The 12,805-nt window shown below is 53.6% G+C and carries 10 protein-coding genes; 9 read left to right on the forward strand and 1 reads right to left on the reverse strand.

Annotation, left to right across the window (positions count from 1 at the left end; all coding sequences use genetic code 11):
* The first annotated feature begins 206 nt into the window (after positions 1–206).
* From VNL73_01645 to VNL73_01670, 6 genes are read left to right on the forward strand one after another with little or no spacing between them, the layout of a single operon-like run.
* Positions 207–941, forward strand: coding sequence for a YIP1 family protein (locus tag VNL73_01645; GenBank protein ID HXF48113.1), 735 nt, complete (start codon positions 207–209; stop codon positions 939–941).
* A gap of 13 nt (positions 942–954) precedes the next feature.
* Entirely contained in the window at positions 955–2,271 is a 1,317-nt protein-coding gene (locus VNL73_01650) for a TolC family protein (protein HXF48114.1), read from the forward strand.
* 2 nt (positions 2,272–2,273) lie between these two features.
* Positions 2,274–3,521, forward strand: a complete 1,248-nt coding sequence (locus VNL73_01655) for an efflux RND transporter periplasmic adaptor subunit (GenBank protein ID HXF48115.1) — start codon at positions 2,274–2,276, stop codon at positions 3,519–3,521.
* The gene (locus tag VNL73_01660; protein ID HXF48116.1) at positions 3,521–4,207 is read left to right on the forward strand and encodes an ABC transporter ATP-binding protein; all 687 of its coding nucleotides are present in this window, start codon (positions 3,521–3,523) and stop codon (positions 4,205–4,207) included. The genes VNL73_01655 and VNL73_01660 overlap by 1 nt, the downstream gene beginning before the upstream one ends.
* 12 nt (positions 4,208–4,219) lie before the next feature.
* Entirely contained in the window at positions 4,220–5,476 is a 1,257-nt protein-coding gene (locus VNL73_01665; protein HXF48117.1) for an ABC transporter permease, read from the forward strand.
* Entirely contained in the window at positions 5,469–6,719 is a 1,251-nt protein-coding gene (locus VNL73_01670; GenBank protein HXF48118.1) for an ABC transporter permease, read from the forward strand. Before VNL73_01665 ends, VNL73_01670 begins: the two co-directional genes overlap by 8 nt.
* Here VNL73_01670 and mazG read toward each other — a convergent pair whose 3' ends face one another.
* Positions 6,720–7,484 carry a nucleoside triphosphate pyrophosphohydrolase gene (gene mazG, locus VNL73_01675; GenBank protein ID HXF48119.1) on the reverse strand — a complete coding sequence of 255 codons (765 nt, stop codon included), beginning with the start codon at positions 7,482–7,484 and terminating at the stop codon, positions 6,720–6,722.
* A gap of 87 nt (positions 7,485–7,571) precedes the next feature.
* On the opposite strand from mazG, the gene VNL73_01680 reads away from it, so the two are divergent.
* From VNL73_01680 to VNL73_01690, 3 genes are read left to right on the forward strand one after another with little or no spacing between them, the layout of a single operon-like run.
* Positions 7,572–10,214, forward strand: coding sequence for a valine--tRNA ligase (locus VNL73_01680; protein HXF48120.1), 2,643 nt, complete (start codon positions 7,572–7,574; stop codon positions 10,212–10,214).
* Positions 10,215–10,256: 42 nt separating this feature from the next.
* Positions 10,257–11,630, forward strand: coding sequence for a DUF4139 domain-containing protein (locus tag VNL73_01685; protein ID HXF48121.1), 1,374 nt, complete (start codon positions 10,257–10,259; stop codon positions 11,628–11,630).
* Positions 11,631–11,643: 13 nt separating this feature from the next.
* A complete protein-coding gene (locus VNL73_01690; GenBank protein HXF48122.1) occupies positions 11,644–12,759 on the forward strand; it encodes a tetratricopeptide repeat protein in 1,116 nt (371 codons plus the stop codon).
* The last annotated feature ends 46 nt before the right edge of the window (positions 12,760–12,805 follow it).

Consider the following 12,805-nt stretch of genomic DNA (forward strand, 5'->3'; position numbering starts at 1 on the left):
TCGGGGAGATTGCCGGGGGAGGCATTTTTTAGTTCCCATCAAAACGATGCCCGGCGGGTAAGCGGCCTTGCCGTTGTCTGTTTGCCCTCCAACCCCTATTCCAAGACCCCCTCTCAATCGTTATATTAAAATTTGTGACGGTAGTCAGTTTTTGCAACCTCACGGAAAAAACGGCGTATGAGAAAATGACGTAGATGGGAGGAACGATGGAACAAGCGATGGCGGCCCCGGCGGCCATGCAGCCGGGCGGCGATTTGGGTTTTTTGGCCCGCTGGGCCAATATCTATTTTTCGCCCAAGAAGGTCTTTGAGGCGGTGAAAGCCCGCCCTTATTGGGTGGTACCGATGGTTCTTCTCGTGCTTCTGGGAACCGGATTCTATTTCTGGACCTCCGGGGCGCGGATGAACGACACGTTAGAGAAGATGCGCAAAAACGAAAATATCATGGCGATGCCGGCCGAACAGCGCCAGGAAATTTTCGACCGGGTGGAAAGCCAGTTCAAAAGCCCGCTGTGGGGTTCCGTGGGGGTTCTTTTCGGAATCGCCTACTTTTTCATCGCTGCCGGAATTTTGTTTTTCGTCGGCAACATTATAATGGGAGGGGAAGCCCGCTTCGCCCAGGTTTTGGGGGCCTTCGTGTACACCGGGTTTATCGGCGTCCCGGAAATGCTGGTGCAGGGGCTTTTGGCCGCAGCCAAGGGAAGTTTGAACACGGCTTTGTCGTTGGCTGCCTTTTTCCCGCCCGACCAATCGGAAACTTTCGTCTATCGGTTGATCAACGGCTTCGACATTTTTTCCATCTGGTTCATCTCGGTTTTGATTATCGGCCTGGCCACGGTTTACAATTTCAAAGCCGGCAAGGTGGCGGCTTGGATTCTGCCGCTCTGGGTTCTTTGGAAGGTGATTGCCGCGGCCTTGGCCGGTCTGGGCATGGGTTTTTAAATTTGGAGGAAGGATGAAGAGAATAGTACTCATTAGTTTTTGTCTTGTCTTTGGGGCGGTCGCCGCTTGGGCGCAGGTCAAGCCGCTGACCTTGAACGACGCCCTTTCGACCGCTTTGGAGAAAAACTTCGGCTACCGCATTGCCGAGGGAAACTGGGAAGTGGCGAAAGCGGAAAAAACGGGTGCCGCGGGAGGGCTTTTGCCCTTTGTCTCCGTCGGTTTGTCCTACGGCTGGACCAAGCGGGGCCCTTCCTCCTCCTTTACGCAGGGTCTCATAGTCGTTCCCGGTTCGAATCAGACCACCACCACGGCCAACTACAGTTTGGGGCTGGAGATCCGCCAGGATTTGTTCGACGGAGGGGCTTCCTTCTCCGGTTACAAAGCCGCTTCGGCTTCGGAAGCCGCCGCGCGCGAGGGTTTTCGCGGCGCCCGGCAGCAGCTTGTTTTCGACGTCCGGAATTCCTACTATTCGGCTCTCAAAGCCAAATTGCTTTTGGAAGTCCAAAAAGACGTAGTAAAAAGGGGGGAGGAGCAGTTGAAAATCGCCCAGGCCCGCTACGATTTGGGCTCGGCCTCCCTATCCGACGTTTTGAAAGCGAGGGTTTCCTACGCCAACGACCAGCTGGCCTTGATTTCGGCCGAGAACAGCTATCAGGTTTCGCTGGCCAATCTGAACTCCATCATCGGCGAAAACGTCAATGATTCCATTGAACTGGCCGATACATTGGTGCCTCCGTCCGAGTTGAATTTGGGTTTTGAAGAGGCCCTGCTAAAGGCCGAAAAAAATCATCCCGACTTATTGGCTGCCCAGGAAAATATGAAGGCGGCCGACTGGGGAGTGCAGGCCGGGCGGGCAGGGCTCTATCCATCCTTATCCTTGAACGCCGGCTACGGCTGGAACAACCGGGATTTTTCCCGTGTCACCTCCCTTTTTGACCGGGATTACCAGTGGCGGTTTGGGTTTTCCATCGGCTACAACATTTTTGACCGGTTTTCCACCTACCAGTCGATAAAATCCTCCCAGGCCCGGCATTCCAACGCGCGGGAAACGTACCTGCAGACCAAAAGCCGGGTGGCGCTCGAAGTCAAGCAAGCGTTTCTGGATATGGCTCAGGCCAAACAGAAGCTGGAGGTGACCAACCAGCAATCGGAATCGGCGGAGGAGGATTTGAACATCGTGCAGGAAAAATACAATCTTGGAGCGGCCACCATTCTGGAACTCTTGGATGCCCAGGTGAGCTACAAGCAGGCCAAGTCGGACCAGGTGCAGGCGCTCTTCGACTACAACCTGGCGGCGGCGCGGCTTAAAAAATCAATCGGCGAGGAGTGAAAATGAAAACCAAGACAAAAATCTTCATCGGCATAGGCGCGGGGCTTGTCATTCTGGCCTTGGTGCTGGTCAACCTCAAGCGCTCCTCCTCTTCGGAGATAAAAGTGGAGGCGGAAAAACTGAAGCGGACCGACATCGTCTCCATCGTTACCGCCAACGGCAAAATCAAGCCGCGAACCGACGTCAAAATTTCGGCCAACATTTCGGCCCAGATTATTGAACTTCCGGTGGAGGAGGGGGATCGGATCCATCGCGGCCAGCTTTTGGTCCGGCTGGACCCCGGCCGCTATCGGGCCGCCGTGGACCAGGCCAAGGCCCAGTTAAAGCTGGAAAAGGCGAATCTGGATCAAGCCGAGCAGAATTTTAACCGGATCAAACCGCTCTTTGAAAAAAACCTGGCTTCCCAGGAGCAGTACGACCAATCCGCCACCCAGCTTTCAGTAGTCCGGGCCCGCCACGAGGCGGCCCAGCACAACTTGGAGCAGGCGGAGGATGATTTGTCCAAGACCATAATCAATTCCCCCATCGACGGCATCGTCTCCGAGCTTAGGGCCGAAAAAGGAGAAACGGTGATTCCAGGCACGATGAACAATCCCGGCACGGTGATCATGACCGTGTCCGATTTGTCGGCCATTGAGGTGGAGGTGGATGTGGATGAAACCGACATCGCATTGGTGAAAGTGGACCAGACCGCGGAAGTTTCCGTGGACGCCTTCCGGGACACCACCTTCAGGGGCCGGGTCATAGAAGTGGGAAGCGCCGCCTTGGCTCCCGGCGCCGGTTTGGGACAGGAACAGGTGACCAACTTCCGGGTCAAAATCCTGCTTTTGGACAAAGTCGCCGGCATCAAGCCGGGAATGACCGCCACCGCCGATATCGTCACCGCCGAAAGGAAAAACGTCCTTGCTGTTCCCATTCAGGCCGTGGTGCTGCGGGATTCGTCCGCTTTGGTAAAAGCCAAGGAGAAAGACAAAAAAGACAGCGGGGCATTCGCCTCCACACCGGCTTCCGCCCCGGCTTCAACCGCGGCTCCAAAAAAGAAAAAAGAGCTGGAAGGGGTATTCGTTATCCGGGACGGCAAGGCGGTTTTCGTCCCGGTCGTCGTGGGAATCGCCGACCAGACCAACATCGAAGTGCTATCCGGCTTGCAGGAGGGGGATATGATTATCACCGGCAGCTACAAAACCCTCCGGACGCTGGAGAACGAAGCGAAAGTAAAGACGGAGGAGAAGGGAAAGAAGGCCTCCTGATGTTAATCCATATTCGCAATCTCTGGAAAACGTACGATATGGGGCAGGCCGTTCAGGTGCAGGCCCTGCGGGGGGTGGACTTGGACATCGAACGGGGGGAATACATCGCCATTATGGGCCCTTCCGGTTCGGGAAAGTCGACACTGATGAATCTAATCGGCTGTCTGGACACTCCCTCGGAAGGAACCTACGAGCTGAACGGCCGGATGGTCTCCCAGCTTTCGGATGACGAGCTGGCCTTCATCCGGAACAAGGAGATCGGCTTCGTCTTTCAGACCTTCAACTTGCTGGCCCGGGCGACGGCCTTGCACAACGTCGAACTTCCCCTGATTTACAACGGCACTCCGGCCGGGGAGCGGAAGAAAAAAGCGCAGCAGGCCCTGGCGGCGGTCGATTTAACCGACCGGGCGCATCACAAGCCGAACGAACTCTCCGGCGGGCAGCGGCAAAGAGTAGCCATCGCCCGCGCGCTGGTGAACAGCCCTTCGATTATCCTGGCAGACGAGCCGACCGGGAATTTGGACTCCGCCACCGGGGCAGAGATTATGCAGCTTTTCGACCGGCTTCACAAACAAGGGAACACCATCATTTTGGTCACCCACGAGCACGACATCGCCGCCTATGCCGAGCGGAGCGTGCATCTGCGGGACGGCAAAATTGAAAAGGACGAACGCCGGGCGGCGTAAGGGTATTGCGACATGGGAAAACTGAAAACGCCGATTTGGGAAAGCGTTAAAATCTCGCTTACCTCCCTGCGGGCGAATAAGCTCCGCTCTATTTTGACCTTAGTCGGTGTCATCATCGGCGTCACCTCGATTATAACCATGGTCTCTTTGATTTCCGGTTTCAACAAGCTGGTGGCCGACCAGTTGGCGACTTTGGGCTCCACGACCTTTATCGTAGAAAAATTCGGCATCATTTTGTCCGACGACGACTGGTTCGACGCCATGAAACGCAAGGATTTGACCTTGGCTGACTACCAGGCGGTGGTAGCCGGCTGCACGGAATGCGAGGAGGTTGCGCTGCAAAAAGTTTCCAACCGCAAGGTCAAATACGGGCGGGAGCATTTTTCCCGTGTCCCGATTGTCGGCATCACCCCAAATTACATGAAAGTGGTGGCGCTGGACGACATCGTGGACAAGGGGCAGGGGCGGGTGATCACCGAGTTCGAAAACGACCACCGCCGGCAGGTGGTGATTTTGGGGCCGGAGCTGACCGACAAATTTTTCCCGATGCTCGACCCGATCGGCAAAAAAGTCAGAATCGGCGACGCCGACTTCACCGTGGTGGGAGTGCCCAAAAAGCGGGGTTCTTTTCTGGGAGACAACCAGGACCGTTTCGCCGCCATCCCCTTCAGCGTTTATCAAAAATATTTTTCCAACAAGCTGGAACCCTGGGAAGGGCTTCAGTTTTACATCAAGGCCAGGGATTATCCTTCGATGGAAAAAGCCCAGGATCAGGTGCGGGCCATTCTGCGCGCCCGCCGTCACGTTCCCTACCACGCCAAGGATGATTTCGGCATGTACACGGCGGAAACCTTGATGGATCTGTTCAAACAGGTGACCACCGGGATTTCCTTCACGCTGGTAGGCATCGTTTCCATTTCCCTTCTGGTCGGCGGCATCGTGATTATGAACATCATGCTGGTTTCCGTCACCGAGCGGACCCGCGAAGTCGGCGTCCGCAAGGCCCTCGGCGCCCGCCGCCGCTCGATTTTGTTGCAATTTTTGATTGAATCGGTCACCCTCGCGGTGGTGGGCGGCACAATTGGGATTTTTCTGGGGGTTTTATTGGCCAAAGTGATTTCCTGGACCACCCCGATACCGGCCGCCATCGAGCCCTGGTCGATAATCGCCGGGCTTTTGGTTTCCACCGGCGTGGGGGTTTTCTTTGGCGTTTTCCCGGCCGCCAAGGCGGCCCGGCTGGATCCCATCGAGGCGTTGCGTTATGAATAAATTCCGCTGGGCGGAGATGCGGGAGGGGATGGCTCTGGCCTTCGACAGTTTGCGCGCCCACAAAATGCGCTCCTTTTTAACCATGCTCGGAGTTTTCATCGGCGTACTTTCGGTCATCGCCATGGCTTCCATCATCGAGGGGCTGAACCGTTCGGTCTCCGACCAGATTCAAAACCTTGGCTCCAATGTTATCTTCGTCACCCGGTTCAAAATTGGTTTTCAATTCGGCGACCGTTCGGAAGAGGAGCGGCTGCGCAAGCCGATCACCTTCGAAACCGGCGAGGCAATCAAGGAGTTCTGCCCGGCCGTGGACGCCGTTTCCCCGCAAAACTACGTTTTCGTGGACGGCGGCAACGTCGCCAAATACAAGGGAAACACCTTCAAGCGTCCCTCCCTTTTCGGCACCCTGCCGGACTACGAGCGTGTGAACAATCACTATGTGGAGCAGGGGCGTTTCATCACCGATATCGACCACCATTTCAAGGCGATGGTCTGCGTCATCGGCGCCGACGTAGCCGAAGCGCTTTTTCCCAAAATCGAGCCGATCGGCAAGGAGATTTTGGTGAACAACCACAAGTACCGGGTGGTGGGGGTGATGGAGCACCGCAAATCCAATCTGGGGCGAAACTCCAACAACATCATCGTGCTTCCTTACGGCACCTTCGCCCGGCTGCATCCCTGGGAAAAGGAGCTTCTACTTGTAGTGCGCAGCCGCTCGCTGGAAGAACAGCAGTTGGCGATGGATCAAATTGAATCCGCCCTGCGCCGCCAGCGGGGGGTTCCCTACAACAAGCCGAACGATTTCGAGCTGGCCACCCAGGAGCAGTTGTTGGAATCCTTCCGCTCCGTCACGATGGGAATTTTCTTTTTGATGATAGGCATTTCCGGCATTGGGCTTTTGGTCGGCGGCGTCGGCGTGATGAACATCATGCTCGTTTCGGTCAAGGAGCGCACGCGGGAAATCGGCATCCGCAAGGCGATCGGCGCCAAGCGCAGAAACATCCTCTGGCAGTTTTTGATTGAGGCCGTCACCCTTTCCTGCTCCGGCGGCATAGCCGGAATCCTCATCGGCACGGGCATCGCCCTTTTAATCGGTGCCACCACGCCCTTGCCGGCGGCCGTCTCGCCGGTCTGGGTTTTCATCGGCTTCACCGTATCCGTTTCGGTTGGGCTGGTCTTCGGCATCTACCCCGCCTATCAGGCCGCCAAACTGGACCCAATAGTTGCCTTGCGGTACGAATAGCTACCGCTTCTTCGCCTTATTCCACAACCTGTCCAATTCCTCCAACTCCATTTCCCCCAAATTCTTCTTTTGCTTTTTTAAACTTGCTTCGATAAAGGCAAACCGCTTCTCAAATTTCTCCACCGAGATCTTCAACGCCTTTTCGGGGTTAACTTTTAAATGCCGTGAGAGATTTATTGCTGTGAAAAACAAATCCCCGATTTCCTCCTCCAATTTTCCCGACTTTTTCTTCAAATCCTTTTCAATTTCCTTTATTTCCTCTTTCAACTTCGGAACCACTTGATTCGCTTTTTTCCAGTCGAAACCAAACTGCGCCGCTTTTTCCTGTACCCTTTGCGCGCGGAATAAAATCGGCAGGGTTTTTGGTATCGATTCAAGAACGCCCGTTTCCTTCTCCTTTAACTTTCTTTTTTCCCAGTTTTCCAGCACCTGTGCCGGGGTCAGTTTTTCCTTTTTCCCGAAAACATGCGGATGGCGGCGTATCAGCTTGTCGGAGATTCCTTTGGCCACCTTCTCAATGTCAAAACGCTTTTTTTCTTTGGCCAACTGGGCGTGGAAAACCACCTGTAAAAGCAAATCTCCCAATTCCTCTTCCAGTTTCTTGTAATCCTTTTCATAAATCGCCTCAATCGCCTCGTGCGCCTCCTCCACCAAATAGGGGACGAGCGTCTCATGGTTCTGTTTCTTGTCCCAAGGACATCCCTTCGGCCCCCTTAGCGTGGCCATAATCTGTATCAGCCGCTCCATTTCCGACTTTTTCTTCATAGGGAACGGAAGTTAGGTTTTTAAAAGCAAAACCGCCACTTCCTTGACATTCCCGCCATAAAAACTATCCTTTGCAAAATGGAGATTTTGCCCAAACAATACGATTTCGCCGCCGCCCGGCAGCGCTGGAATCTCTTTTGGAGAGAGGCGAAAATCTTTGAGCCGGACTTGAACACCAAAAAGCCGGTCTATTCCATCGTCGTGCCGCCCCCCAACGTCACCTCCATTCTGCACATCGGCCATGCCTTAAACGCCACCCTGCAGGATATCCTCATCCGCTGGAAAAAACTTTCCGGTTTCGAGGTCGAATGGCTTCCCGGGGTGGACCACGCCAGTATCGCCACCGAGGTGATGGTGGGGAAGGAGCTGCGCAAGCAGGGAATAAACAAGCAGGATTTGGGACGGGAGAAATTCCTGGAGCACGCCTGGGCCTGGAAAAACAAATACGGAGATGCCATCGTCAACCAGTTCAAGGAAATGGGCTGCGGCTTGGACTGGAGCCGGCTGCGCTTTACGATGGACCCCGGCGCCTCCCGCGCCGTGATGGAGGTTTTCGTCCGGCTTTTCAACAAGGGGTTGATTTACCGCGGCAACTACATCATCAACTGGTGCCCGACGGACAAAACCTCCCTTTCCGACGATGAGGTCGAAACCAAAGAAGAGGATTCCTCCCTCTGGTACGTCCGCTATCCGGTGGAGGGTAGCAAGGAGTTTATCGTTGTCGCCACCGCCCGGCCGGAAACGATAATGGGGGATACTGCCATCGCCGTCCATCCGGAAAATCCGCGCTTCAAACATTTGATTGGCAAGAAAGCCATCGTTCCCTTCGTCAACCGAACCGTCCCGATTCTGGCGGAAACCTACGTCGATTTGGAATTCGGCACGGGGGCCTTGAAAATCACGCCGGCCCATGATCCTAACGATTTTCAGCTCGGTCAGAAACACAAACTGCCGACGGTCAACATTTTGAATCCGGATGGAACCTTGAACGCCGAGGCCGGGCCGTTTGCCGGGCAGGAACGATTCGAGGCCCGCAGGCAAGTAGTGAAGGCACTCGAAGAAAAAGGGCTTTTGGAAAAAATCGAGCCGTATCACCATTCGGTCGGCATCTGTTATCGCTGCAACACGGTGGTCGAGCCGTATCTATCCGAGCAGTGGTTCGTAAAAATGCAGCCCTTGGCCCTTCCGGCTCTGAAAGTTTACGAGGAAGGAAAACTCCGCTTTCATCCGCCCCATTGGGGCTCGGTCTATTCCCATTGGTTGAATAACATCCGCGACTGGTGCATTTCCCGCCAGCTCTGGTGGGGGCATCGCATTCCAGTTTACTACTGCGACTGCGGCGAAACGTTTGTCTCGGTCGAGACACCTAAAAATTGTCCTAAGTGTAAATCGACCCGATTCCGGCAGGATGAAGACGTTCTGGATACCTGGTTTTCCTCCTGGCTCTGGCCTTTTTCCACCTTCGGCTGGCCGGAAAAAACGCGCGATTTGGAATTGTTCTATCCGACCAAATCCCTTTTCACCGCTTCGGAAATCATTTTTCTCTGGGTGGCGAGGATGGTAATGGCCGGACTGGAGTTTATGGGAAAAGAGCCGTTTTCCGATGTCTATATCCACGGCACCGTGCGGGATTCAATAGGCCGGCGGATGTCCAAGTCGCTGGGCAACGGCATCGACCCGTTGGAAATCATTGACAAATTCGGCCCGGATGCCCTGCGGGCCACCTTGGTTTTCGCGTCGCCGGAGGGGGAGGATCCCAAGCTTTCCTCCAACAGCTTTGAGCAGGGGAGGAACTTCGCCAACAAGCTCTGGAACGCCGCCCGCTTCGTGCAAATGTCCGTTCCTGATTTGGATAAACGGGCGGCAGAAGGAATTCCAAGCAAGGTTGAAAACTGGGCCAACCGTTGGATGCTGGGGCGCTGGGATACTTCCGTGGCCAAAGTCACCAAGGAATTGGAGGCCTTCCGCTTCAACGCCGCAGCGCTCGCGTTGTACGAACTTTTCTGGCACGATTTCGCCGACTGGTATCTGGAACTTTCCAAAACAAGTTTGCGCCAAGGTTCAGAAGCCGAAAAAGCCGAAACGGAACGGGTTTTGGCCTCGCTTCTTAGGCGAATGCTCATTCTCCTACATCCGTTTGTTCCCTTCGTAACCGAAGAGCTTTTTGCCTCACTCGGCTTCGCTGGGAACTTGAGAAGCATTACCGAAGAAAGCTGGCAAAATTTACAAGTTTATATCAAACAAGAAATTGAGCTAGATGAACAAGTAAACATGTTTCAATTAAGCAGTAGTAGTATGAGGAACTTGAGATCAGAAGCGCAGGTGCCACCAAGTGAAAAAGTTACTTTTATAATTACAGTAACCAATAAAGACTATCAGGAATTCTTCAACAAGACTGAACCATATTTGAAGGATATCGTTCGTGCATCTGAGTTGAATATATGGTTAAATGAGAAGCCCCAAAATTGGTCAAACTTATCAGTTTTACCACATGCACAGCACTTCATGATATATACGAAAAATGTAGATGTTGCATCGGAGCGTGAGAAATTAAAAGTCGAACTGGAGCGGATTTCCGGCCTTATCGCCGGTACCTCGGCCCGTCTATCGGATTCCCAATTTCTTTCCAAAGCGCCGGAGTCGGTGCGGGTCAAGGAAAAAGAGAAGCTGGCCAAACTCGAAGGTATGAAACGGGAACTGGAAGAAAGTTTGAAAAACCTGGGAATATAGTCCAGAGGGATGAGTATTATAGGATGACAGGAGGGAGAAGCTATGTCAGAGGATAAAAAAACCGGTTTCAGAAGGGGGTGGCTGTTGGGTTGTTTCCTCACCATCTTTTTTGCTTCCAATACCTTTTCCCAGAGCGACTTGACCGTCACTGTCTACAACGACGGCCGGGGGCTGGTCAAGGATGTCCGGGAGCTTTCTTTCAAGCGCGGCGCAGACACGGTCAAAATCACAGATGTGGCCGCATCTTTAGACCCGACTTCTGTTCGCTTTGAACCGCTTGTCAAGAAAAATGATATTGACCTGCTCGAGCAGAATTTTGAATTCGATTTGGTCGGCTCGGAAAAACTTTTGAACAAGTATCTGGACAAAACCATCGATTTGGTCACCAAGGACCAAAAGGTCTTTTCCGGCAAACTACTTTCCTATAGCGGCGGGAATTACGTTCTCGATGTTTCCAATGGCGGTATACGGATGGTCAACTCTGGAGAAGTGGTCAACATTTCAATGCCGGAATTGCCCGCCGGCTTTTACACCCGCCCGACTTTGGTCTGGCTCTTCAACAGCCGTTATTCAGGCAAGGAGAAGTGTCAGGTTTCGTATTTGACAGGAAATCTGGGCTGGCACGCCGAATATGTTGCTCTGGTCAACCCCACCGACGACCGGCTCTCCCTCTCTGGCTGGGTTTCCATCGACAACCGTTCCGGGGCTACTTATCCAAAAGCAAAGTTAAAACTGGTTGCCGGTGAATTACATCGTGCCAAACAGCCGCGTCTTATGCGGGCCATGGACGGCGTGGCGGCGGAGGCGGTGGCACCATTTGAAGAAAAATCCTTCTTCGAATACCACCTTTACACCTTAGCGTTTCCGACCACGCTGGCCAATAATCAAATCAAGCAGGTTTCCCTTTTTGACCCCGCTGAAACGCCGGTTAAAAAACACTTCATTTATGACCCCGATCGGGATGCCAAAAAAGCCTCGGTCGTTTTGGAGTTCAAGAACGCCAAGGAGGCCGGTTTGGGGATGGCGCTGCCGGCCGGCATCGTGCGTATAATGAAAAGAGACACGGATGGAGGCATCGAGCTTATCGGCGAAGACAACCTGGAGCACACCCCCAAGGATGAACGGGTGGAGCTTACGGTCGGCAAGGCGTTCGACATCGCGTGCGAACAGGCCCAAAAAGACCGCCGCCAGATTTCCAACAAGGTTTGGGAGGAGGATTGGGAAATTTCAGTGCGCAACCACAAAACCGAGCCAGTGACCGTCCGGGTGGTCAAGCATTTTTGGGGTTTCTGGGAGATTCGCCAAAGCTCCCACTCCTCCATCAAAAAAGATGCCTCCACGGTCTGGTTCGAAATATCGGTTGACAAGGACAAGGAAACCAAGCTAACTTTGACCGTGCGTTATGAGAATAAGTGAGGAAGGAAAGAGGATGAGACAGCTTTTGCTGACTTTCGCCATGGTGAGTGTCTGGGCAACGTTTGTCTGGGCTGACTGCAAGCCGCGCGATTATTACACCCGTTCGGCCAAAATCTACATCAACCCTTCCCAGGGAAAACAGGATTTGAAACGCGCTGAACAGCTGATTACCGAGGGACTCAAGTGCTACCCGGAAGACGGGGAGATGCAGTACACGGCGGCCTGGATGTACTCCCAGAAAAAAGAATTCCAAAAAATGATGGACGCTCTGAACGCTGCCATCAAGTTCTCCCCGCAATGGAAACCCAAGGCCGAAACGCTGAAGGCGGTTGTGTTCGGCGAAACGTTCAACCAGGCCATCGGATTTTTGGAGAAGGGAACCAAGGCGGCCACCCGCAAAGACAGCATCAAAAATTTCAGGGAGGCAATCAATCTCTATCGTGGCTGCATCCTGATGGACTCCACCGCCACCGGCCCCTACAAAAATCTTTCCTTCGTTTATTATGCCCTCGGCATTCAGGACACCTCTACCTATTATGATGGGGTGGCTTTCAAAATGAAACCCGATTCCACCCGTTGGGGATATGCTTATGCCGTTGGGCTTGTCAACCAGAAAGATTACAGGGCTGCCATAGGTATTCTGGAAAAAGTGGTGGCGGCCGATACGGCATTTTGGGATGCCTGGGGGCTTTTAGGCCAGCTCTACGGGGCTGAAGACAGTTTGGATAAAATGGTTTACGTATACCAAAAACTTTTGCGCCAGTATCCCGACTCGGCCGAATTTTTGGGGCAATTGGCCATGTACAACTTGGGCAAGGGCTCGAACGCCAAAACCTTCAAGGAAGGGGCTCCGTATTTTCACCAGGCCGATACGCTATATACGCGCTATCTGGCCAAAAACCCGGCGGACAGCAATTCGTGGTATAATCGGGGGCTGGCGTTGGCTTCCCTCAAAGAGTATGCGAAAGCCAAGGATGTTTTAAAAACGGCTACGGATAAATTCCCCGGATTTCCGGAGTTGTGGGAATCGCTGTCCGGAGCGTACGCCCAATTGGGAATGGCCAAAGAGGCTAAAGAAGCTTTTGAGAAATTCCAAAAGTTAAGTGGCAAACCAGCCACGCAAAAATGAAAAAAACTGGCTTTTCCCAAAGGCGGACTCGCTCCGCCTTTTTTGT

The organism is Verrucomicrobiia bacterium (assembly GCA_035574275.1).
Lineage (GTDB): Bacteria > Zixibacteria > MSB-5A5 > DSPP01 > DSPP01 > DSPP01.